A 23,600-nucleotide genomic window follows, 5' to 3' on the forward strand; every position below is an offset into this window, starting at 1 on the left:
TATTTTGCACCATAAATGAGCCAAAAAGAGCCACATATTGCCTGCTGAATCCTGCGTTAACACCTGGGCGAATCTGTTTTTGGGCATAAGAAAACCCCGCCACTACCGATTGAGTGAACGGGGCAGTGCCATGGCGGGGACTCGCACCCCGCGAATGTGGCTACTCCATGGCTTTTGAGTCCGATGATTTCAACAGGCGAGCATACGCTCTGAAAACTTCTTCATCGCCATCGGAGTACTCGGAAATCCCGCTCAACAAAGCTTGCCGCTGCTCTTCTGTGATGGAGACTCGAAACTCAGCGATGTCTTCTGCAAGATAGGTGGCTGCGTCTGCGTAGCGGCGCAGTGTCGCGGTTACTTCTGATTTGCCGCCGCGGTCGCCGATGCGGGCGCGGTTGATAAACGGCACGAATTGTACCGCGCCGAAGTTGTGCTGCAGACACTCGCTCAACTGCCCGGTCACACATTAAAACTGCCAAGACGGTTTCCGCTTCACCAACAGCCGTTCAGTGTGCAGCAAATGCATTCTGGTGAAGCGGAAGCCGTCCTTTTGCAGCAGGCATCCAACTGGACTCTGGCCAATTGGCGTCATCAACAAACGAAGCCCGCTGCTACAGGTTATCCACCGCGTACTGAGCTTCCTCCGGAGTAAACTGCTCGCCGTATTCCGACGTCAGCTGCTCGTAAACCGCATCGGGGGACATTGCCATCGAATCCTGGTAGATTCTCGCCTTTTCCAGTGCGTTCTTATTCCAGTCCGCCTCAAGGTTATCCATTGCATACTGGGCAGCCTCCGGTGAGAACTTCTCGCCATACTCCGAGGTCAGCTGATCATAAATACCGGCCTTCGACATGTGCATGCGATTCGCGTAAATCTCTGCCTTGCGGAGAGCATTCTTGTATTCAGTCGAGACCTTCTCATCCTGCTTTTGCTGCTCTCCCGTCTGCCCCTGCTGCTCATCTGCACCTGTCTCGGGAGCCTCAGCGAAATCGGCATTCTCAACAGTCCCAGAATCAGCCGCAACGGCAGTCTCCGAACCAAAGAGAGATGCAGCTCCAGAATCGGAACCCGCGTCAGTGTCACCGCCACCAGTCAAGCTGGCCGCCACAGCTAGGACCACGACAGCGCCCGCGGCGATACCACCCCATTTGAAGCAGCCACCCTTCTTCTTTTCTTTCGGAGCCGGAGGCACCTGCCCCGCTGCCGACGGACCCTGCGGGTAGGACTGCTGGCCGAGCGGATCCTGCGGGTTGTGCTGGTAGTACTGCTGCCCCAGCGAAGCCTGCGGATCCTGGGATACATACGGATTCTGGGAGCCATACGGGTTCTGTGGACTCTGCGGGTTCTGGGGGAAAGTGGAATTGGACATCGTAAGAAGCCTCCTGCGTAGAAGTTGCAATAAACGAACAGCTCTCTGTCGTCAGTTGGAACTATCCCAGGAACCCCGGATTCAACTTTCCGCACTACACAAATATTTTCGATTCGCGAATCATAAGGCACCACTGAAGGTAAGAAAAACCAGGCCTCTACCCCATAGAACAGGGCTTGGAACTGGTTAATCTCTTTAAAAACTAACCTTCAACCCCGGCCAGCGCTTGCTCAATATCGGCAAATAATATCGCCAACATTTTCCAAACCAATAGAAGGGCCAAAAGCGGCCAAGGCGTGGAGCCCCCTCCAACGACAGCCGCCCATATGGAACCCGACAGCACATAGACGCCCCACCGAAGGCACTTCCCAACAAAGACGCTTCCGAGCAAGCCCCGGTGCACACCTTCATCGCAAACAACACAGCAGCGTAGCTCTTGACATAGATGACGCCATGGCAGGACTCGTCGGGCTCGGCAAAAGCCGGGGTTCCGGCATCACGCCCGCGGCCGCCAGCCCCACGACACTTCCCAAATCCCCGCTCCCCCAACCGCAAAAATTTTATTTTCCACCTCACCGTCCATATAATGAGATACCAATCCCGCATAGCAAGACTGGTTTAGTTTTTACGCACACCACTACGTATCACCTGCCAAGCTTTGCTCCCGGCTTTACGCGCTGCCCACCAGCAGCTCACGCCGCGGTCGAGTTTTCTCAAAGTACAAAGTACTCAGTACTCAACACGTTTTGGACTGTCATCATGCCTGCTGCGAATTCCCCCTCTAGCTCCCCCGACCACGCTGTGAACGCGAACTCCGCTAAGACGCCGCTTCACACTGCGAACGCGAACTCCGCTAAGACGCCGCTTCACGCCGTGCCGGAAGACACCGCCCCCACGGATCCGTCCACCATCACCGATGCGGAAATCTTCGAGGCACACCGAGGCGGCAAACTCCGCTCCCACTCGACCATGAAGCTCGAGACAATTCGCGACCTCTCTATCGGCTACACCCCAGGTGTCGCCCGCGTCTGTGAGGCCATCCACGAAGATCCGGCCCTGGCACGCACCTACACTTGGACCGGCCAGAACGTCGCAGTAATCTCCGACGGCACCGCGGTGCTTGGCCTCGGCGACATCGGCCCAAAGGCCGCACTGCCGGTGATGGAAGGAAAGGCCCAGCTCTTCGAGCAGTTCGCCGGCATCTCCGCCGTGCCGATCGTCCTGGATACCCTCAATACAGAGGAAATCATCCAGACGGTGAAGGCGCTGGCGCCGTCGTTTGGCGGCGTGAATCTCGAAGACATCTCCGCGCCTCGCTGCTTCGAGATTGAGCAGCGTCTCGATCAAGAGCTCGACATCCCCATCTTCCACGACGACCAGCACGGCACCGCCATCGTCATCGCCGCCGGCCTGATCAACGCCTGCAAGCTGACCGGCCGCAGCTTCCAGGATCTCCGTGTGGTCATCTCCGGCGCTGGTGCTGCTGGTGTCGCTGCGACGAAGATGCTGCTGTCCGCTGGCGTGTCCGACATCGTCGTCGTCGATTCGCGCGGCATCATCCACCCGGACCGCGAGCCACTGAGCGACATCAAGCAGTGGGTCGCCGGCATGACTAACCCACGCGGTATCACCGGCTCGATCAACGATGCGCTTGTCGACGCTAACGTGTTCATCGGCGTCTCTGCCGGCCGTATCGGCGAGGATGCGATTAGCCAAATGGCCGCTGACCCGATCCTGTTCTCGCTAGCCAACCCGATTCCGGAGATTCCGATGGAAGTCGCCCGCAAGTACGGAGCCGTGGTAGCCACCGGTCGCTCGGATCATCCGAACCAGATTAATAATGTGCTGGCCTTCCCGGGTCTGTTCCGTGGCGCACTGGAGGCGGGTGCCAAACGGATCACCGAGGCCATGAAGCTGGCTGCTACTCAGGCCATTGCAAATGTTGGCGTAGAAGACCTGAGTGCCGACCGCATTATTCCGTCGGCGCTGGATTCGCGCGTCATGCCGGCCGTGGCGAAGGCTGTCCGCGATGCTGCGCTGAGCGACCCGGCCTCCGGCGCGGTCGGCCCGCTCGACGTCACTGGAAATGGCTTTGCTGCAGCTGAAGCGAACTAGAAAACCGGCGCTGACTATTCCCCGGGAAGTCTGAAAAGTGTGCGGTTTTCCTGCACCCGCCTGAAGCTCAGCTGAATAGGGGTACCGAATTTAAGGTATTCCTGTGCCTAGGTAACATATTCAGATATGAAAAGACCCATCGCATTGGCGGCTGCCACGCTGACTGCGACCTTGTTCTTAGGGCTTACAGGCTGCGTCACCAATGACGAAAGCGGTAACCCCGAGGGCTGGTCAGAGATCAAACCGGCAGCGGTCCCCGAACTGGCGAAACAGGTCCCAGCAGATCTTCGTAAGCGCGAAGTATTGCGCATCGGCACCAACCCAACATTCGCCCCGGCAGAATTTAAGGATTCCGCCGGTTCCATCATCGGCTTCGACATCGATCTCATCCGAGCCATGGCCAGTGTCTTGGACATGAAGATTGAAATCCAAGAACAGGATTTCGCACTGATTCTGCCGGCCCTGTCGGCCGGCGCAGTTGATGTTGGCGCTTCCGGCTTCACCTCAAATGAGGAGCGCCGCAAGACCTACGACTTCGTCGACTACCTGGATACCGGCCTGCAGTGGGCACGTCGCCCGGGCAGCGACGCCAGCTCCGACAACTACTGTGGCAAAACTGTCGCCGTTCAGCGCAATACCGTCGCTGACATGGAGGACCTGCCGGTAAAGAATCAGGATTGTCTGGATCGCGGTTTGCCACCAATTAACAAATTGGCCTACCAGGATGCCGGTACCGCCGCTACCACTGTGGTGCTGGGGCGTGCTGACGCGCTGGCAGCTGACTCACCAGTCAGTGCCTACGCGGTCAATCGCTCTGAGGGCAAACTCGAACTTGCCGGAGATATCTACGATGGTGCCCCGTTCGGCTTCGCTATTCCGAAGGATTCAGAACTCGGCCCAGTACTCCAGCAGGCGCTGCAGTACCTCATCGACAACGGCCAGTACAAGCAAATCCTGACCACATGGGGTTTGGAAGACGGTGCTTTGGAACGCGCCACTATTAACGGAGAGGAACTTTAAGTGAGCGACTCATCTGCGTCTGGCGCCCGCTACGAGGCCACACAGGCGGAACTCAACGAAGAAATTAAGGCCAAACCGCTGCCGCACCCGGGTCGCTGGATCACCGCAGCAGTGCTGCTAGTGCTCTTCCTGTGGTTCATCATCGGTGCCGCCCGCAACGAGGCCTACCACTGGGATGTTTACTTCCAGTACCTGTTCGACACACGAATCGCCGCTGCCGCTGGCTGGACCATTGCACTGACAGTCCTCGCCATGCTCATCGGTATCGTCGGCGGTGCTATCGTCGCCGTACTCCGCATGTCGGACAACCCCGTGCTGTCTACTGTTGCTTGGTTCTACCTGTGGGTTTTCCGAGGAACTCCGGTCTACGTGCAGCTGGTCTTTTGGGGTCTCCTCGGCACTATCTACTCGACGGTTGACCTGGGTGTTACCGAGGTTGATCTCAGCACCGTCCTGTCCAACACCTTTGTGTTGGCGTTCGTCGGTCTCGGCTTGAATGAGTCCGCGTACATGGCTGAAATTGTCCGTGCCGGCATCCAGGCTGTCCCGGAGGGCCAGACCGAAGCATCGAAGGCACTGGGTATGAGCTGGTGGCAGACTGTCCGCCGCACCATCCTGCCGCAGGCTATGCGCATCATCATCCCGCCGACGGGCAACGAGTTCATCTCCCTACTGAAGACCACTTCGCTGGTCATCGCAGTGCCGTTCTCGCTGGAGCTCTACGGCCGCTCCACGGACATCGCCAATGCGCTGTTCCTGCCGGTGCCGATGCTGCTTGTCGCGGCCACCTGGTACTTGGTCATCACATCGATTCTGATGGTCGGACAGTTCTACCTTGAGCGCTACTTCGCCCGCGGCGCTACCCGTCAGCTCACCGCCCGCCAGCTGGCCGCGCTTGCCGACGCCGAAGGTGTGCCGCTTGCAAATGCTCGCGTTGTCGATAAGGACGAAGAGCACTTCTACCGAGAGGATCCGCAGTAAATGACTACCAAAGATTTGATGGTTGAGGCGCAAAAGGTTCGGAAGAACTTCGGCCGTCTCGAGGTCCTCAAGGGCATCGACCTGGAAGTTCCACGCGGTACGGTTACCTGCCTCATTGGTCCTTCGGGCTCCGGTAAGTCCACGCTGCTGCGCTGTATCAACCACCTGGAGAAGGTCAATGCCGGCCGTCTCTACGTCGACGGTTCCCTGATTGGCTACCGCGAAAAGAACGGCAGCCTCTACGAGATTTCCGCCGCAGAAGCTGCCCGTCAGCGTCGCGATATCGGTATGGTTTTCCAGAACTTCAACCTGTTCCCGCACCGCACGGTGCTGGGAAATATTACTGAGGCACCAGTGCTGGTAAAGGGTGTCTCTCAGGAGCAGGCTGAAAAGCGTGCCATGGAGCTGCTGGAGACTGTTGGTCTGGCGCACAAGGCCGATGCCTACCCTGTTCAGCTCTCGGGCGGTCAGCAACAGCGTGTTGCCATTGCTCGAGCCCTGGCCATGGAGCCGAAGCTAATGCTCTTCGATGAGCCGACTTCCGCTCTTGACCCCGAGCTCGTCGGTGAGGTTCTCAACGTCATGCGTGGTCTGGCCGATAAGGGCATGACCATGGTCGTCGTGACGCACGAGATGGGCTTTGCCCGCGAAGTCGCCGACCAGGTCGTGTTTATGGCTGACGGCGTGGTCGTGGAGAAAGGCACCCCGGATGAGGTGCTGGGTAATCCACAGCACGAGCGCACCCGCAACTTCCTATCTTCGCTGTTGAAGTAATAGCTACTGAAATAACAGCAAGGAGAGGCTGGCAAGCGGAACAGCAAGCCTAAGCGCCAAAAGTTGCGGAGATTCCGCGAAACATAGTGACTGCCGCGCCGGTAGTCGCCAGAATGACCGCGAGCTTTCGGGCTTGCACAATGGGCACTCGTCGGGAAACGCGAGTGCCCAAAAATATACCCACAATCATGGCAACCAAACACAGCGGCCAGAGGATAACCGGTGTGGTGGCGAAGACAGATACGTCACCGCTGATTTCCTTGAACAGCAAGGACAACGCGCCGGAAACAAAGAAGAGCGGTTGCAGGGTGGCTGCAAATGTCTGCGCTGGCCAACGGGAAGCCTGTGCGTAAACGGTAATGGCTGGGCCCGCAATGCCGGCCAGGGTATTCATAAAACCGCCGGCCACGCCTGAGGCAACGGCGTATTGTGGGCCGTCGACACGCATGCGCTGAGGCATAAAGGATGTCACTAGCAGCGCGAGTAGCACGAGCCCGCCGACCAACACCTGGAGCGGCCCGCTGGGCGTGTTGTGAACCACCCAAGCGCCGGGCAGTGCGCCGAGAGCCATCACCGGGCCAATCAGCCAGAATTTCTTCCAATCGACGTTTTCTCGCACCGAGATGGTCTGCATGATCGCATTGACCGATGCGAGCACGTTAATAATCAAAATTCCTGCTACTGGACCTGCAACCAGTGAGAGGACCGGACCTCCCAACAGTCCGAGCCCCATACCGGCTATTCGCTGCATCAGAGCCCCGATGAAAATCGTTGCCACGATAAAGACAAAAGCCCACACTGATAACTCCATGGGAGGGAGTTTACAGCGTGGGCTTTTTGGCTATTCGACGGGCGGGGTCGCCGAGGATCCGTCGTAAAGCGGAAACGTTAGCAGACTAGATGACGCCCTGAGCCAGCATTGCGTTAGCGACCTTCTTGAAGCCTGCGATGTTGGCACCGAGCACGTAGTTACCCTCGTGATCGTACTCAGCGGCGGTGGTTTCACAGTTCTTGAAGATGTTGGTCATGATGCGCTTCAGGCGCTCATCGGTGTAGGAGAAGGACCAGGAATCGCGGGTAGCGTTCTGCTGCATCTCCAGAGCGGAGGTTGCAACACCGCCAGCGTTGGCAGCCTTGCCCGGCGCAAAGTGGACACCGTTGGCCTTGAAGACCTCGATAGCCTCCGGAGTGGACGGCATGTTTGCGCCCTCAGCAACGAAGCGGCAGCCGTTGTCGACCAGCAGCTTGGCGGACTCGCCATTGAGCTCATTCTGAGTTGCACACGGCAGTGCGACATCAGCCTTGAGCTCCCAGATGTTGCCACCCTCGTGGAACTCAGCGCCCTCAGCCTCAGCGACGTACTCGGAGACGCGAGCACGACGAACTTCCTTGATCTCCTTCAGCAGCTCGACGTCGACACCGTTCGGGGTGGAGACGTAACCGGAAGAGTCAGAGAAACCGACGACGGTAGCGCCGAGCTCCTGAGCCTTCTTAATGGCGTAGATGGCGACGTTACCGGAACCGGAAACGATGACCTTGGCACCGTTGATGTCAGCACCGTTGGCCTTCATCATCTCTTCAGTGAAGTAGACACAGCCGTAACCGGTGGCCTCGGTACGAACCAGGGAACCGCCCCAGGTCAGGCCCTTACCGGTAAGAACTCCGGACTCGTGCTGGTTAGCCATACGGCGGTACTGGCCGAACAGGTAGCCAATCTCGCGGCCGCCGACGCCGATGTCACCGGCCGGGACGTCACGGTACTCACCGATGTGGCGGTGCAGCTCAGTCATGAACGACTGGCAGAAGCGCATGATTTCCAGCTCGGACTTGCCCTTCGGATCAAAGTCGGAGCCACCCTTGCCGCCACCGATCGGCAGGCCGGTCAGGGAGTTCTTGAAGATCTGCTCGAAGCCCAGGAACTTAATGATGCCGAGGTTCACGCTCGGGTGGAAGCGCAGACCACCCTTGTACGGGCCCAGCACAGAGTTGAATTGAACACGGAAGCCACGGTTGACCTGGACCTTACCCTGGTCGTCGACCCACGGCACGCGGAAAATGATCTGACGCTCCGGCTCACACAAACGCTGAACCAAGCCGTAGTCACCGTAGTGTGGGTCCTTTTCCAGGACGACCTTCAGCGACTCCAGAACTTCTGCCACTGCCTGGTGGAACTCCGGCTCACCGGCGTTTCGGGTGAGAATCTGGTCATAGAGTCCCGAAACCTTCTGCTCGATATTCAAAATAAACCTCTCTGCGAAACCATTATGGCGCCCACGAAGAACAAACCGTCAGCGGTTGTAAACCACTTTCCGGTTGCCGTAACTCGGTGGCACAGGTTGTGTGCACAAGGACTGGGCAACTGTAGATATTGAAGCGGACATAATTATACAACGGCATATTGCTGGGAAAACTCGTAGCGATTCGCGCTACACCCGTTGGCCAAGCCAATCACTGACTCTGTGGAGGCTTACACTTTTCACGAATTAGGTAGGAAATTACCTAAATACGGCAACATTCCAGGGATACGTCGCAACAGATTCGAGCATTTCGTCGAACTCACGCAGCACCGGGTCCGGGGGCAATTCTGCACGCGGAGTCAGTAGCTCAGAGAGGTCCATAGCGAGTTCATTGAGGGAACCACCGTGCTGATCGAAGCTCAAGAGATAACGGAATACCTTCCTCTCCCCCAACGGCTCCTTCGGGTTCTCACGCTCCCACTGCTCCACCAACTGCGCGTCCGTGTCCGCCGACGCCACCGAAACATCCACGTCACTAACTCGCCCGGCGCGGTCAAACTCACTCAACTTGGTACGAAATGCCTCGGCCAGCGCCTCCGATTCGGTCGGCTTCACCAGGCAGTGAAAAACAATCTTCGACATAACTTCACAGGCTAAGCCACGCGAGACGGCCAGACAATAGCTAACCGTCGTCAAGCCCTTGCCCCCTACATTGGCGCGCCGACCGGCAGCAAAGACGTAGTGTTGGACTTATGCAGGCTTTCAGCAATCCCCTCATCACGCTTGCCGACGGCACGGTGAAGCAAGTCAATCCTTTTTCCGGTACCCAGGTGTGGACAGTCCCAGGTCGTGGAAATCGGCCGTTGGGAATTAAGCACACGGATCCGCAGCCATTGAGCGAGGAGGATTTTGGATCCCGCGACTCCTTTGGCTGGAACAACCTGCTGCAAACCCCGCCGGAGAAGGCCCGCGTTGTCCTCGACGAATCGGTATTCGGCGGCTACAGCACGGTGACCGGAGTACTGCCCGACCAGCTCTTCGACACCACTGCGGAGTTCCGCCGCGTGCCCAACCTGTTCGAGATCGTCTCCTATGACTATTGGTCGGAAAACTACGGCTTCGAGCCCGACCGCGAAACTCAGCAACGCATGGAGGCCTACCTCGATGACCCGAAGGGCCGCGAGCACGTGCTCAACATCATTCGCACGCGCTACCGCGCCGCTGGACGCAGTGAAGAGGAAATCAGCGCGCTTTCCGACGAGGAATTGCTGCGCCGCGCCCCAAGCTATTTCGCCGGCGGCCACGATGTGATTGTTGCCCGTCGCCACTTTGTCGACGGCGCTACTCACGATAATCAGCTGGCTTCTTCTGGCACATTGAGCGTTGCCGAGCACCGCGCACTTATTGCGTTTACCGTCGAGTCGATTGCTGACCTGTACCGACGTAACCGCTACGTACGTTATGTGGCCGCTTTCCAAAACTGGCTAAAACCGGCAGGCGCCAGCTTCGATCACTTGCACAAGCAGCTTGTGGCCATCGATGAGCACGGCGAGCAGCTCAAGCGCGAAGTGCAGGCGGTGCGCAAGAACCCGAATATCTACAACGAATACGCGGTGGACTATGCGGCCCGCCACAACCTGGTTATTGCGGAAAACGAGCACGCGGTGGCTTTCGCAGGATTCGGACACCGCTACCCGACGCTGGAGATCTTCTCGAAGTCAGATGTCTGCGAACCGTGGCTGCAAACCCGGGCTGAGATCGACGCAATGTCGGACCTGATTCACGCATGTCATGCCGCTGCCGGGCCCACCATTCCGTGTAACGAGGAATGGCACCACCGCCCTGTCGATTTGGATGCCCGCATGCCGTGGCGCGTAATGATTAAGTGGCGCACCTCAAACTTGGCCGGTTTTGAAGGTGGCACCAAGATTTATCTGAACACCATCTCCCCATGGGATCTGCGCGACCGCGTTGTCCCGGAGATGTACCGTTTACGGGAGACCGGAAAGATTTCGGACAGCATTCACATTGCGACCGAGTGCCAGTGCCAGCCAAACTCGCTGAAATACAACCCGCTCGTTGAAGACGGGTCGCGGCTGTAGTTCTCTGGCACAGAGTAGAGAGAAGTTAGGAGTCTTAAACCAGGTGAGGAACAATGAAGCACGACTGAGCCGCATTCGCGACCTCATCGCCACCCATCGAGTGCCATTGGACCGGCAGTGGGAAATCTACCGCTACCTGCACCAGCACCCGGAGCTATCTCAGGCGGAGGAGAAAACTGCCGCGTATCTGGCCGGTGCTCTTCGCGACATGGGCACTTACACAGTGCATGAGGGAATCGGCGGTCACGGCCTCGTTGGTGTCATGGAAAATGGCCCCGGCCCTACCGTGCTGTTCCGCGCTGATATCGATGCGCTTCCGGTGTTCGAGGAAACCGGTGTGGACTTCGCTTCCTCTGCCACCGGTACCGCCCGCGATGGTTCTGCCACCGCCGTCATGCACGCCTGTGGCCATGACATGCACATGACAGCCGGGCTTGGTCTGGCTAGCCTGATGGCGGCAACTAAGCCTGAGTGGTCGGGTACTTTCATTGCCCTGTTCCAGCCCGCCGAGGAACTGGCCTGTGGTGCACAGGCCATGATTGACGACGGCCTAGCAGACCTCATCCCGACCCCAGATGTGTGCTTCGGCCAGCACATTGTTCCCGGCCCCGCAGGTCAGGTAATGACCATGCCCGGCCCGGCACTTGCTGGCTGTGACACCATCAGCATCACGCTGACTGGTCGCTCCGCACATGGGTCTATGCCGCACAACGCCATTGACCCGACATACTTGGCTGCCGCAGTCGTTCTGCGCTTGCAAGGAATTGTAGGGCGCGAGATTCCTCCCCACGAGTTTGGTGTTTTGTCCGTCGGCACGCTGCAGTCCGGCAATTCGAATAACACAATCCCTGGCCAGGCCAAGATTGTGCTGAACATTCGCTACTACTCCAACGATGTGCGCGCGAAGCTCATTGCGGGCATTGAGCGCGTTGTTCGTGGCGAGTGCCTGGCTTCCGGCACTGAGATTGATCCTGTGATTGAGTACTCCGATCACGGCGAAGTCACTGACAATGATTCGGAGGCGTTTGCCACGATTCGCCCGGTCATGGACGCTGTGCTCGGCGACGATTCCACCGACGCTGTGCCGTGGACCGCGTCGGAGGACTTCTCAGACCTACCGCGTGGCCTGAACTGCCCATATGTCTACTGGACCGTTGGCGCGACACCTCGGGATACGTGGGAAGCCGCCGTTACTGCCGACCGCGTGGTCGAAGACGTACCGTCGAATCACATGCCGACATTCCTCCCGGACTTCAAGCCGACAGCTACCTCCGCGACTTCTGCCGCCGCTGCCGCCGTGCTGTCCTACTTGGCAAAGTAAGGGTTGTGTGCCGGCCGCATTCCACCGCGCACCGCGCAAAGATCCCACCCAACAGCCCAACAGCCCAGGTCGAAAGGCTCCAAGCAAAAAGCCGGTAAGCCCCAAAAGGGCTTACCGGCTTTTCCTAACGCGCCAGAGAGCTAGCGAGCGTCCTCGCCAATAACGTGGACGTGAATCATGTTGGTATTGCCCTCATTTCCTGGAGGAGTACCAGCAACAACGACCAGCGTGTCGCCAGCGTTGTAGTTTTCCATGGTCAAGAGCTGCTCATCGATGACCTGCATGATCTCATCCGTGCTGTTAACCTCGCGCACCAAGAAGGTCTCCGCACCCCACGTCAGCGCAAGCTGCGAACGAACCTGCTGATTCGGAGTGAATACCAGCAGCGGCAGGCGAGAGTGCAAGCGTGCCACACGGCGAGCGGTATCACCCGAGGTGGTGAAAGCAACCATAGCGCGGGCATTCAAGCGCTCACCGATATCGCGAGCTGCGTAGGAAATCACACCACGCTTCGTGCGAGGCATGTGGGTCAGCGCAGGAACTTCCCCCTCGCGCTCAGCGGCGGTGACGATGCGAGCCATGGTCTTAACCGTGGACTGCGGGTACTTACCAACCGAGGTCTCACCCGAGAGCATCACGGCATCTGCGCCATCGAGCACAGCGTTGGCCACGTCGGAGGCCTCCGCACGAGTCGGGCGCGAGTTCGAAATCATGGAGTCGAGCATCTGGGTGGCGACGATGACCGGCTTGGCGTTCTCGCGGGCAATCTGAATAGCGCGCTTCTGAACCAGCGGAACATCTTCCAACGGCACCTCAACACCAAGGTCACCACGGGCGACCATCACGGCATCGAAAGCCAGGATGATGGCCTCGAGAGACTCGACTGCCTCTGGCTTCTCCAGCTTGGCGATAATCGGGACACGACGGCCAACCTCATCCATGACCGCATGGACCAGTTCGACGTCGGAAGGCGAACGGACGAAGGACAGCGCGATGAAGTCGACTCCCAGCTTCAGAGCGAAGCGCAGGTCGGCGATATCCTTCTCTGACAGAGCCGGCACCGAGATGTTCATCCCCGGCAGGGAAACACCCTTGTTGTTCGAGACCGGACCGCCCTCGATGACACGGCACACCACATCGTTGCCATCTACCTCGATGCACTCCAGGCCCACCTTGCCGTCGTCGACAAGCAGGCGATCGCCCGGACGGGCATCGTCAGCGAGATTCTTGTACGTGGTGGAGACGCGGTCGTGCGTGCCTTCGACATCGTCGACGGTGATGCGGACAATCTCGCCGTCAGCCCAATACGTCGAGCCTTCCTTAAAACGACCGAGGCGAATCTTTGGTCCCTGCAAGTCGGCGAGAATACCGACGGCATGTCCCGTAGCGTCGGATGCTTCACGCACCCAGTGGTAGTTCTGAGCGTGGTCCTCATGCTCACCGTGAGAGAAATTCAGGCGGGCAACATCCATGCCGGCGTTGACCAGCCCGGTAATCCCCTCCAGCGAAGCAACTGCTGGACCGAGGGTACATACAATCTTCGTTCGTCTAAGCACGGCCTCCAGCCTAGTCCCTTAACGGGCTATGCGTCAGTTGGAAGCACTGTGAGCTTCAGCAGCCTCGCGCTCTCCCCTGACTTCAGCTGCGGTTTCGCGGCTCTTGGACCGCAGAATCCACAAAGCAATGACAGCGCAGAAAAAGACCACGAGCGACGTGATGTTATTAATACGCACACCGAATATCAGCGTTGCGTCATCGACGCGCATGAGTTCAATGAAGAAACGCCCCAAAGTGTAGGCCGCGACATAGAGCGCAAAGACGCGCCCGCCGCCCATCTTGAACTTTCGATCCGCCCACACAATGACCAGACAGGCGAGGACGTTCCACACCATCTCGTAGAGAAACGTTGGATGCACCACGGCCAGCACTTCGCCTGTCGACGTTCCGGTGACAGGGGCAACCCGACCAAACTCATCAACTCGTTGGTAAATTTCCAGACCCCACGGAAGTGACGTTGGGCCACCGTAGAGTTCCTGGTTGAACCAATTGCCCAGACGCCCAATGGCCTGTCCAAGGATGATTGCGGGTGCGGCCGCGTCAAGAACTGGCGCAAACGGCACCTTCCGCCACTTGGCGACCGCCCACGCGGCCAGCACCCCCAGCGCCACCGCTCCCCAGATGCCGAGGCCACCATTGGTGATTTTCAGTGCATCGGCGGGATTGGCGCCGGGGCCGAAGTACTTCTCCCAGTCGGTGGCGACGTGGTAGAGACGGCCGCCGATAATGCCCGCAGGAATAACCGCAATGGCAATGTCGAGGACTAACTCCGGGTCTCCACCCCTGGCCGCGTAGCGGCGCTGCATCCAGTAAATGCCGACGAGTACGCCAATCAAGATGGAAATCGCGTAACCACGCAGTGGTAGCGGCCCTAACTGCCACACCCCCTGCGGCGGAGAGGGAATGTTGGCCAGATACGTCGTTGCAGTCTCAGCGAGAACAAGGGTGGAACTCATAAATGCGCTAGCTCTCTCCTCGTACGCCCGCGGCGAGTTCGCGGGCGAGCGTTACCAGGTCATCGGTGCTCTTCATCGCGGCCTTGATCAGTGCTGAGCCAACGATCACGCCATCTGCAAACTCGGCAATCTCGGCGGCCTGTGCCCCATTGGAGACACCCAAACCGACGCACACCGGTGTATCGGTGACCTCGCGAGTGCGGGCAACCAACTTGCCGGCGGCCGAGTCGACGCTGGCCTGGGCACCTGTGACACCCATGTGGCTGGTGGCGTAAACGAAGCCGGTCGACGCGGTGGCAGTTAGCTGCAGACGCTCATTGGTCGATGACGGGGCCACCAGCATGATGTTGGATAGACCATTGGCCTCTGCCGCACGCTGCCATTGGCCGGCCTCCTCGGGGATAAGATCCGGGATGATGGTGCCACGACCACCAGCGGCGGCCAAGTCCTTGGCGAAACGCTCCGGACCATACTGGAGAATCGGATTCCAGTAGCTCATGACCACACAGGTACCGCCGTACTCGGTGACTTCGCGAACCACGCGCATAATCTCACGGGTGCGGAAGCCCGCATCCAGAGCCACGTTGGCAGCATCCTGAATGGTTGGGCCATCCATCATCGGGTCGGAGAAAGGCAGGCCGACCTCGATGATGTCGGCGCCAGCGTCGACAATCGCCTTGATGTTCTCAATCGACTTATCGGTGGTCGGGAAACCCGCTGGGTAGTAGCCGATGAATGCTGCGCGGTTTTCCTCACGGACCTTGTCAAAGACGTCACTCAGACTCATTTAGGACTCCTCCATCAGATCAAACCACTTAGCAGCGGTGTCGACATCCTTGTCACCGCGACCGGAAACATTGACAATAATCAGCGGCTTACGGCCCAGCTCTTCATTCAGTTCACCGCTGATGAGTCGGGCGGCAGCCACCGCGTGTGCGGACTCGATAGCGGGCAGGATGCCCTCCATCCGAGTCAGGTCCTGGAATGCCTGCATCGCCTGGGTATCGGTCACCGGCAGGTAGGACGCGCGATCAATATCAGCCAGGTAAGAGTGCTCCGGGCCCACGCCCGGGTAATCCAGACCCGCGGAAATCGAATGAGACTCTGTAATCTGGCCGTCCTCGTTCTGCATCAGGGCGGCGAAGGAGCCCTGGAACACCCCCGGATTACCGGCGGCCGAAATCGGTGCTGCATGGCGACCGGTCTCAACACCGTCACCGCCAGCTTCAGCGCCAATCAGTCGAACCGATTCATCATCGATGAAGTGGTGGAACGCGCCGATCGCATTAGAACCGCCGCCGACACAGGCCACGACAGCGTCGGGAAGCGAGCCGGTTTCCGCGAGGATCTGCTGGCGTGCCTCGGCGCTGATGATGCGCTGGAAGTCGCGCACCATTGTTGGGAACGGGTGCGGGCCGGCTGCAGTGCCGAAGCAGTAGTAGGTGTCATCGGCGTGTGAAACCCAAAAACGCATGGCCTCATTGATCGCGTCCTTGAGAGTCTTCGAGCCAATCTCGACCTCGATAACCTCGGCACCAAGCAAACGCATGCGAGCGATATTAAGGCGCTGGCGGATTGCGTCGACCTTGCCCATGTAGATACGGCAGTTAAGGCCGAGCAGCGCACAGGCAGTCGCGGTTGCGACACCGTGCTGGCCGGCACCGGTCTCGGCAATAATGTTCTTCTTACCCATGCGCTTAGCAAGCAGAACCTGACCCAAGACGTTATTAATCTTGTGGCTACCGGTGTGATTCAAATCCTCGCGCTTTAGCCAGACGTCAGCGCCGATATCAGCGGAAAACTTCTCCGCGTAGTACAGCGGCGAGGGACGTCCGACATAAGTACGCTGCAGCCGGTCGAGCTCATCGAGAAAATCCTGATCAACGCGGGCCTTCGCGTAGCCATCGGTGACCTCACCGATAACGGCCATCAGCGCCTCCGGCACAAACTGGCCGCCCCACTTACCCCAGTGCCCAATGGCATCTGACTCGTGGTTCGTTGTCTCCGCGATAACCTCACCCATCGTGGGCAGGCGGTCACCGCGGGCATCATGATTCTTGAAATCTTGGTCACTCACAGTTATCTATTGTGGACTATCCCCACCCGTTGCGGGGACATAAGGCCTAAGAAACTGTGGCGTGCCAGCACAACAGGTGCGACACGCAACCAAACTAGGCGCAGATCGCAGCGCGGTACAGCTGCTTATCGCAACTGCGGTCTATCACTACTCGCTGCGGAGTGTCGGGTGGACACCGGCGGCAACGAGACGTCGGCAAGCCTCACCCGGCTTGCCCGCAGTAACCAGGCCCTCGCCCACCAGCACCGCGTCGGCACCGTGGGAGGCGTAGTAGCGCAGTTCCTCCGGCCCCTTAACTCCGGACTCCGCCACCTTCACAACATGATCCGGCAGCATCGGCGCAAGGCGTTCGTACACGGAAAGGTCCACGTCAAGGGTCTTTAGATTGCGGGCGTTGATGCCGAGGATCTTGGCACCAGCGGCCTCGGCACGCTCAACCTCTTCTGCGGTGTGCGCCTCGACCAGAGCATTCATACCGAGCGACTCGGTGCGATCCAGCAGGGATTCCAGCGTCGGCTGATCCAAAGCGGAGCACATCAGCAGCACCAGGTCGGCACCGTGTGCGCGGGCCTCATGGACCTGGTACGGAGTGACGATGAAGTCCTTGCGCAGCACTGGAATGTTCACCGCGCGGCGCACGGCATCGAGGTCGGCAAGCGAACCGCGGAAGCGGCGCTCCTCAGTCAGACAGGAAATGACAGCCGCGCCACCCTGCTCGTACTCTGCGGCCAAGACCTCCGGCGAAGGGATGTCAGCCAGCTCTCCCTTCGACGGAGAGGCACGCTTGACCTCTGCAATCACCTGCACCCCGGGCTTAGCCAGTGCCGCCACGGCATCAATTGGCGACGGCGCCTTCAGCGAGAGCTCCTTGATTTCACCGTAGGAAATCTTGGCTTCCCGAGCAGCGAGATCTTCCCGCACGCCCTCAATAATCTTGTCCAGAACGTTAGCCACGGCCTTACTCCTTATCCAGATCCGTAGGATCTACACCGGCATCCAAAGCATCCCACAGAACTCGACCCGACTGCGGGTCTTCCTCCAGATCCTCAGCGATACGCTGACGGCGTACCTCCGGGGTCTCATACGCGCTGGACTTCTGCTTCTTCACAGTACCCGGTCGACGCACCAACAATACCGCCCCGACCAGCGCCAATGCGCAGCACAGCAAGGCCAGGGATGGCCCCATCGCATGCACTTCAATCGCTGAGATCTGCGCCCAGTCTGCCACAGTCACCGCATCACTGGCGCGTTGTGAGGCGCTTCCCGACGTCAACAAATCCAGTGCCCGCTGGGAGTCCACACCGTCTTCTCCGCTGGCAAGCAGAGTCATCGGAGTCCACGACGCCGCAATTGCGAGCAGCGCCGCGAGACCACCGACAACCCGGCGCCCCAGTGAGCCCAAAATGGTGGTGGCAAACAGTGCAGCTACCATTGCCAGCGCAATCGACGTCAACTCTGGAGCCCAGACGGCGCCCACCAAATCTGTGGTCGCCGGACCGGACTTGTCATCAACAGTATCGACCGTCAGCCACGCACTACGGCTGCACAACCACATTCCCGCTGCGGCCACACCAATGAGGCCACCGGAGAGCATCGTTGTCGACTTCATCGAAAACCTAGCTCCTTTCCGCTGGGACTAGTGTCTCAGCTGCCGCGACAGCTCGCAGCACGGCCGCGGCCTTGTTGCGGGTCTCCTCATCCTCTGCCACCGGGTCAGAGTCACTGACAATTCCGCCGCCAGCCTGAACATAGACCGTATCGCCCTTCTTCACACCTGTGCGGATGGCAATTGCCTGATCGGTATTGCCCCGGAAGTCAAAGTATCCAACAGTGCCGCCGTAAACACCCCGACGCGTGTCTTCGAACTTGTCGATAATGCTCAGCGCGGAAGGCTTCGGCGCACCCGACAGCGTTCCCGCTGGGAAGGTGGCCGCGAACGCGTCGACGGCAGTGGCGTCGCTGGAAAGCTCGCCGGTGACCGTAGAGACCAGATGCATAACGTGACTGTAGCGCTCAATATGACGGAAGTCGTGCACAACAACACTGCCTGGGCGGCAGACACGTCCGAGGTCATTGCGGCCAAGATCAACGAGCATCAGATGCTCACTATTTTCCTTCTCGTCTGCCAGCAAATCAGCTTCCAGCGCATTGTCCTGTTCCACCGTGGCACCGCGCGGACGTGTGCCCGCGATGGGATTGGTGATGACCTCACTGCCCTGAACTGCCACGAGTGATTCCGGGGAGGAACCGACAATTTGAAAAGCGGTAGCGGAGAAGTCCTTGGTTGGAACGTTGACCAGGAACATGTAGGGCGACGGATTGGAAACCCGCAGGATGCGATAGATATCAAAAGCGGAGGCCTGCGTGTCCATTTCGAACCGCTGCGAGAGCACAATCTGGAACGCATCACCGGCGCGGATGTGATCCTTGCAGCGCTCAATACGATCCATGTGGTCCTCGGCGGCGCGCTGGCGGCGAATTACCGGCTCTGGGAAGCTAACTTCCGCCGGACGCAGATCAGAAGGCTCTGACAACCGCTCCACCATCGCATTGACACGGTCACAGGCGGTGTCATACGCCTGGTCAATCCGCTCATCCGAGCCGTCCCAGTTGACAGCATTGGAAATCAGCCACAGCACGCCCTCGTGGTGGTCAAAAGCAGCCAGATCCTCCACCAGCAGCTGCATGAGCTCCGGAATCTGCAAATCATTGTCAGTGGTATCCGGCAGGTGTGGCTCGATGTAGCGGACAATGTCATGCCCGAAGTAGCCAACCAGACCAGAGGTGAGCTTGGGCACCGAAGCGTCGTCGGCAAGTGGAAGCTCCGTGTGCAGCAGCTCCAGCGTGCGACGCAGAGCATCCAACGGATTTCCGCCCTCTGGCGCACCCGACGGCGCATTACCAATCCAGGTTGCCTCCCCCGCATCATCCACCGTCAGCGCAGCACGACTGCCGCAACCGATAAACGACCAGCGCGACCACGACTGCCCCACATCGGAGGACTCCAGCAAGAAAGTGCCGGGACGATCGGCCGCGAGCTTGCGGTAGGCCGACAGCGCCGTTTCGCCGTCCGCCAAAACCTTGCGAACCACGGGCACGACCCGATGGTGTGCAGCCAGTTCACGAAAGCGCTCACGCGTGGTCATGGTGATACGAGTCATAGCCGCTATTGTGCCACGCACCCCGGATTGCACATCACTTAACCCCGGACTTCACCGGAGGTAGTCGCGCTTGACGACGAATTCCCCACCTCGGCAACCCGGATCGACTGATTAGCCCTCGAACACGGGATGCACGTCAAAGCAGCTGTGCGAGCCAGTGTGGCATGCCGCGCCGTCCTGCACTACCTGCATCAGCACGGTATCGCCATCACAGTCCAACGCCAGTGATGTCACGGTCTGGAAATGGCCACTAGTAAGCCCCTTAATCCAGTACTCCGACCGGGACCGTGACCAGTAAGTGCCGCGCTTGGTAGCGATGGTATATGCCAGTGCGTGGGAATCCATCCACGCCATCATGAGCACGCGACCAGTGGATTCTTCCTGCACAATGGCCGGAATCAAGCCGTCAGCGTTGAACTTGGCGATGTTCGCGATATCTGCTGGGAGCGTGTACTCACGCGGATCGTCTCCGGCGCCGTGAGCTGCAGCGCCCGGGGCTAGACCAGTCACTGGCGTACCTCGATTCCCTCGCGGTCCATCTCTTCCTTAACCTCAGCAATGCTGACCTCGCCGAAGTGGAAAATGGATGCGGCCAACACCGCGTTGGCACCGGCGTGCACTGCTGGCGGGAAGTGCTCTGCCTTGCCCGCACCGCCAGAGGCAATCACCGGGACGTCGACGGCAGCGCGGACTTTTTCCAGCAGCTCCAAGTCGAAGCCGTCCTTGGTGCCGTCGCCGTCCATGGAGTTCAGCAGAATCTCGCCGACCCCGAGCTCCTCTCCACGGCGTGCCCACTCGACGGCGTCAATCCCGGCCGAGCGTGAACCACCGTGCGTCGTCACCTCGAAGCCCGACGGCTGCGGCGTGCCTCCCTCGGGAACGCGGCGGGCATCCACCGACAGGACGATACACTGCGCACCGAAGCGACGCGACAGCTCGCTGAGCAGTTCTGGACGTGCGATCGCAGCGGTATTGACACTGACCTTGTCAGCTCCGGCGCGGAGCAGCTGATCGACATCCTCGACGCTGCGCACGCCACCGCCGACCGTCAGCGGAATGAAGACCTCACTTGCGGTGCGGCGCACCACGTCGAGCATGGTGCCACGGCCATCCTTGGAAGCCGTGACATCCAGGAAGGTCAGCTCATCAGCGCCCTCCTCGCCATAGCGGCGAGCCAGCTCCACCGGATCGCCGGCATCGCGGAGATTCTCAAAGTTAACCCCCTTGACGACCCGCCCATGGTTGACATCCAGGCAAGGAATCACGCGTACTGCCAGAGACATAGTTTTTAAGTTCTCCTCGTGTTAGCTCAAAGTTGTGGCTCGACGGTTTGCGCAACCACCCAGCTCAGGGGCGTCGCCCACGGTTTAGCTCCGGAAAGTCTCCGGACGACCCAGTTGGTCAATAATCGACCGCAGCGTGGCATGAACATCGCGAGTTCCCGCCAGCACGCCTACGGAATCATGCCGCCAGGGATTGCCCGCCAAGTCTGTGACCACGCCACCAGCTTCGGATATCTGCAGTACACCAGCTGCGTTATCCCACACATGCGGTGAGAAAGTCACCGTGCCACCGAATGCCCCCATCGCGGTGGAGCCCAAGTCCACGCCGACAGAGCCAGTAATTCGAATCGTCGGATAGCGTTCGCCCACCTTTGACAGCAGCAGTTGACGCCACTTGCGCGGGAGTGTGCCGTCGGTACTCGCGATGACGGACCCGAAGGCAATCGAAACCGGGCGACCGGCCTCGGCATCGATGTTGACGCGACGGCCGTTGACGAACGTTCCGCCACCTTTAGCTGCGGTGATACGACGGCGCAGCAGAGGCATGGAGGTAATTCCAACCACCGGCTCCCCCTCATGCATGAGCGTGAGCAGCATGGCACACAGCGGAAAGCCGTTGGAATAGTTCGTCGTGCCATCGATCGGATCGATGACCCAGGCGGTATGCTCCTCGGGAACTTTGCCACCGAATTCCTCGCCGTAGACGGGCAGGCCGGAATACTGCGTGAGGAGCTGGCGCAGACGACGCTCAATTTCCAGGTCGGTCTCCGTCGCGAAATCTCCGCGCGGCTTCATGACAACCGGGTCCGCGCCCACCTGCTGAGTGAACAGGCCTTCAACCTCATCGAGCGCCGCTTCAGCAATAGCGAGCATCGCCCGCGGTTCCAGGGCATCCATACTTTCTAAGTCCTTCATCCGCCGTCTCAGCCGGGGTGCCGTTTGCTCGTTAACGCTTTCGCTTGACGACGTCTCCCCGGCCCGGCCACGAAAGTGTTCTCTTTAGCCGCGAGCTACTGCCAGGGCCTCTTCCAGGGTGAAACGCCCTGCGTAGAGCGCCTTACCCACAATTGCGGAGTCAACGCCCTCATCGACCAGTGTGGCAATAGCTGCGATGTCGTCCAGGCTGCTGACACCGCCGGAAGCGACGATTGGAGCATCGGTAGCAGCGGCGACCTCGCGCAGCAGTTCCACATTCGGCCCCTGCAGGGTGCCGTCCTTGGAGACGTCAGTCACCACGAAACGGGATGCACCCTGAGCATCCAGGCGCTCCAGCACCTCCCAGAGGTCACCGCCGTCGGAGACCCAGCCGCGACCGCGCAGGCGCCACTGACCATCTTCGTTAAGAACATCCAGGCCAATGGCCACGCGGTCGCCGTAGTTGGCGATAACCTCGCGGCACCACTCCGGGTTCTCCAGTGCGGCGGTGCCAATATTGACGCGGGCACAACCGGTGGCCAGCGCAGCCTCGAGCGAAGCGTTGTCACGGATACCGCCGGAGAGCTCCACCTTCACGTCGAGCTTGCCCACCACGTCGGCAAGCAGGTCGTAGTTCGAACCGCGACCGAACGCGGCGTCGAGATCGACCAGGTGGATCCACTCAGCGCCTGCGTTCTGCCAATTCATGGCAGCTTCCAGCGGTGCACCGTAGGAAGTCTCGGTTCCAGCAGCACCCTGAACAAGGCGCACAGCCTGGCCATCGGCTACGTCTACAGCGGGCAGCAGGGTCAAACTCATGGGGGCTCTACTCTCTTCGACTTTGGGCGTTGTGGCCATAGTCACCACGACGCTTGTTGCTAGTTATCTCAGTATAGGTGGTCTAGGTGGCGAAATTCCGCCACCTACCAGGTAGTGCGGTTAGGGCAGATACTACCGATTGGGCAACTACAGCGTGTCCACCCAGTTCTGCAGCAGCTTCAACCCTGCTTCACCAGACTTCTCAGGGTGGAACTGCGTGGCCCACAGCGGACCGTTTTCCACGGCTGCGATAAACCGATCGGATTCGTGGGCAGACCACGTCACCAGCGGCGGAGCGATGCGAGAATCCGTATCAAGGTCCCACTTGCGCACACCGTAGGAGTGGACGAAGTAAAAACGCTGATCTTCCAGTCCCTTAAACATCTTTGAGCCTTCCGGTACTTCAACCGTGTTCCAGCCCATGTGCGGCAGAATCGACGCCTCGAGACGCTCGACAGTACCGGGCCATTCACCACAACCCGGGGTGCCGGTGACAGCTGCGGATGCGTCGGTCTCCGCTGCGTGGATGCCGTCGGCGTACTCGACGCCGCGGTCAAAGAGCACCTGCATACCGACGCAGATTCCCATCACTGGTCGACCACCTGCGAGTCGAGAGCCGATCAGGCGCGGCCCTTGTACTCGATGCAAACCCTCCATGCATGCGGCATAGGCGCCGACGCCGGGAACGAGCAGACCATCGGCCTCCATCACGGTCTTCGGATCGGCGGTCACAATAACCTCGGCACCCGTGGTGGCCACAGCGCGCTCAGCTGAACGCAAATTACCGGAGCCGTAATCAAGGATGGCAACGGTCGGGGTCTTCGTCGAAGGTGAGACTTGTTCCATAGTTGGACATTTTAAGGCGCTGGGAATCGATGTTTGCCACTTACCCCAAGAAAACTGCCTGGATAG

General features: G+C 59.4%; 23 protein-coding genes. 6 read left to right on the forward strand and 17 right to left on the reverse strand.

Going from position 1 to position 23,600, the window contains the following annotated elements; genetic code table 11:
• Positions 1-160 precede the first annotated feature (160 nt).
• Together CRD20_RS00950 and CRD20_RS00955 are read right to left on the reverse strand one after the other, a co-directional pair.
• Positions 161-463, reverse strand: a complete 303-nt coding sequence (locus CRD20_RS00950) for a hypothetical protein (RefSeq protein ID WP_187404694.1) — start codon at positions 461-463, stop codon at positions 161-163.
• Positions 464-611: 148 nt separating this feature from the next.
• Complete coding sequence (locus tag CRD20_RS00955) at positions 612-1,370, reverse strand: Ltp family lipoprotein (protein ID WP_187404695.1); 759 nt, start codon at positions 1,368-1,370, stop codon at positions 612-614.
• A gap of 759 nt (positions 1,371-2,129) precedes the next feature.
• On the opposite strand from CRD20_RS00955, the gene CRD20_RS00960 reads away from it, so the two are divergent.
• From CRD20_RS00960 to ehuA, 4 genes are all read left to right on the forward strand, one after another.
• Positions 2,130-3,485 carry an NADP-dependent malic enzyme gene (locus CRD20_RS00960; protein WP_255468661.1) on the forward strand — a complete coding sequence of 452 codons (1,356 nt, stop codon included), beginning with the start codon at positions 2,130-2,132 and terminating at the stop codon, positions 3,483-3,485.
• Positions 3,486-3,611: 126 nt separating this feature from the next.
• Positions 3,612-4,505, forward strand: coding sequence for an ABC transporter substrate-binding protein (locus CRD20_RS00965; RefSeq protein ID WP_069359158.1), 894 nt, complete (start codon positions 3,612-3,614; stop codon positions 4,503-4,505).
• Positions 4,506-5,486: an amino acid ABC transporter permease gene (locus CRD20_RS00970; protein WP_070652783.1), complete on the forward strand. Its 981-nt coding sequence runs from the start codon at positions 4,506-4,508 to the stop codon at positions 5,484-5,486.
• On the forward strand, positions 5,487-6,260 hold the full coding sequence (gene ehuA, locus CRD20_RS00975; protein ID WP_016422932.1) for an ectoine/hydroxyectoine ABC transporter ATP-binding protein EhuA: 774 nt from the start codon (positions 5,487-5,489) through the stop codon (positions 6,258-6,260).
• Between the two features lie 49 nt (positions 6,261-6,309).
• Here ehuA and CRD20_RS00980 read toward each other — a convergent pair whose 3' ends face one another.
• The 3 genes from CRD20_RS00980 to CRD20_RS00990 form a co-directional block, all read right to left on the reverse strand.
• Positions 6,310-7,071 (reverse strand): sulfite exporter TauE/SafE family protein, encoded by a 762-nt coding sequence (locus CRD20_RS00980; RefSeq protein ID WP_042388756.1) that lies wholly within the window; start codon positions 7,069-7,071, stop codon positions 6,310-6,312.
• Between the two features lie 85 nt (positions 7,072-7,156).
• A complete protein-coding gene (gene gdhA, locus CRD20_RS00985; RefSeq protein WP_016422934.1) occupies positions 7,157-8,500 on the reverse strand; it encodes an NADP-specific glutamate dehydrogenase in 1,344 nt (447 codons plus the stop codon).
• Between the two features lie 255 nt (positions 8,501-8,755).
• Positions 8,756-9,139 (reverse strand): hypothetical protein, encoded by a 384-nt coding sequence (locus tag CRD20_RS00990; protein WP_048734615.1) that lies wholly within the window; start codon positions 9,137-9,139, stop codon positions 8,756-8,758.
• 110 nt (positions 9,140-9,249) lie between these two features.
• On the opposite strand from CRD20_RS00990, the gene CRD20_RS00995 reads away from it, so the two are divergent.
• Entirely contained in the window at positions 9,250-10,599 is a 1,350-nt protein-coding gene (locus CRD20_RS00995; protein ID WP_016422936.1) for a DUF4921 family protein, read from the forward strand.
• A 43-nt stretch (positions 10,600-10,642) separates the two neighbouring features.
• Positions 10,643-11,920, forward strand: a complete 1,278-nt coding sequence (locus tag CRD20_RS01000) for an amidohydrolase (RefSeq protein WP_149420659.1) — start codon at positions 10,643-10,645, stop codon at positions 11,918-11,920.
• A gap of 140 nt (positions 11,921-12,060) precedes the next feature.
• Here CRD20_RS01000 and pyk read toward each other — a convergent pair whose 3' ends face one another.
• The 12 genes from pyk to hisH all read right to left on the reverse strand — a co-directional run bounded on the left by pyk (position 12,061) and on the right by hisH (position 23,534).
• On the reverse strand, positions 12,061-13,476 hold the full coding sequence (pyk, locus tag CRD20_RS01005) for a pyruvate kinase (protein WP_016422938.1): 1,416 nt from the start codon (positions 13,474-13,476) through the stop codon (positions 12,061-12,063).
• A 33-nt stretch (positions 13,477-13,509) separates the two neighbouring features.
• Positions 13,510-14,433, reverse strand: coding sequence for a prolipoprotein diacylglyceryl transferase (gene lgt / locus CRD20_RS01010; protein ID WP_048734621.1), 924 nt, complete (start codon positions 14,431-14,433; stop codon positions 13,510-13,512).
• Between the two features lie 7 nt (positions 14,434-14,440).
• Positions 14,441-15,220, reverse strand: coding sequence for a tryptophan synthase subunit alpha (gene trpA, locus CRD20_RS01015; RefSeq protein WP_048734624.1), 780 nt, complete (start codon positions 15,218-15,220; stop codon positions 14,441-14,443).
• Complete coding sequence (gene trpB, locus CRD20_RS01020) at positions 15,221-16,510, reverse strand: tryptophan synthase subunit beta (RefSeq protein WP_080985634.1); 1,290 nt, start codon at positions 16,508-16,510, stop codon at positions 15,221-15,223.
• A 147-nt stretch (positions 16,511-16,657) separates the two neighbouring features.
• Positions 16,658-17,464 carry an indole-3-glycerol phosphate synthase TrpC gene (gene trpC / locus CRD20_RS01025; protein ID WP_049170320.1) on the reverse strand — a complete coding sequence of 269 codons (807 nt, stop codon included), beginning with the start codon at positions 17,462-17,464 and terminating at the stop codon, positions 16,658-16,660.
• A gap of 4 nt (positions 17,465-17,468) precedes the next feature.
• Positions 17,469-18,119, reverse strand: coding sequence for a TIGR02234 family membrane protein (locus CRD20_RS01030; protein WP_187404696.1), 651 nt, complete (start codon positions 18,117-18,119; stop codon positions 17,469-17,471).
• A gap of 7 nt (positions 18,120-18,126) precedes the next feature.
• On the reverse strand, positions 18,127-19,671 hold the full coding sequence (locus CRD20_RS01035; protein ID WP_187404697.1) for an anthranilate synthase component I: 1,545 nt from the start codon (positions 19,669-19,671) through the stop codon (positions 18,127-18,129).
• Between the two features lie 111 nt (positions 19,672-19,782).
• A complete protein-coding gene (gene hisI, locus CRD20_RS01040) occupies positions 19,783-20,181 on the reverse strand; it encodes a phosphoribosyl-AMP cyclohydrolase (RefSeq protein ID WP_048734633.1) in 399 nt (132 codons plus the stop codon).
• Positions 20,178-20,954 carry an imidazole glycerol phosphate synthase subunit HisF gene (gene hisF, locus CRD20_RS01045; RefSeq protein ID WP_187404698.1) on the reverse strand — a complete coding sequence of 259 codons (777 nt, stop codon included), beginning with the start codon at positions 20,952-20,954 and terminating at the stop codon, positions 20,178-20,180. Before hisF ends, hisI begins: the two co-directional genes overlap by 4 nt.
• 84 nt (positions 20,955-21,038) lie before the next feature.
• The gene (locus tag CRD20_RS01050) at positions 21,039-21,851 is read right to left on the reverse strand and encodes an inositol monophosphatase (RefSeq protein WP_005510274.1); all 813 of its coding nucleotides are present in this window, start codon (positions 21,849-21,851) and stop codon (positions 21,039-21,041) included.
• A gap of 102 nt (positions 21,852-21,953) precedes the next feature.
• Positions 21,954-22,688 (reverse strand): bifunctional 1-(5-phosphoribosyl)-5-((5-phosphoribosylamino)methylideneamino)imidazole-4-carboxamide isomerase/phosphoribosylanthranilate isomerase PriA, encoded by a 735-nt coding sequence (gene priA / locus CRD20_RS01055; protein ID WP_048734641.1) that lies wholly within the window; start codon positions 22,686-22,688, stop codon positions 21,954-21,956.
• A gap of 147 nt (positions 22,689-22,835) precedes the next feature.
• The gene (gene hisH / locus CRD20_RS01060) at positions 22,836-23,534 is read right to left on the reverse strand and encodes an imidazole glycerol phosphate synthase subunit HisH (protein WP_069359167.1); all 699 of its coding nucleotides are present in this window, start codon (positions 23,532-23,534) and stop codon (positions 22,836-22,838) included.
• Between the last annotated feature and the right edge of the window lie 66 nt (positions 23,535-23,600).

The organism is Corynebacterium sp. LK33, assembly GCF_014334955.1.
Lineage (GTDB): Bacteria > Actinomycetota > Actinomycetes > Mycobacteriales > Mycobacteriaceae > Corynebacterium > Corynebacterium jeikeium_D.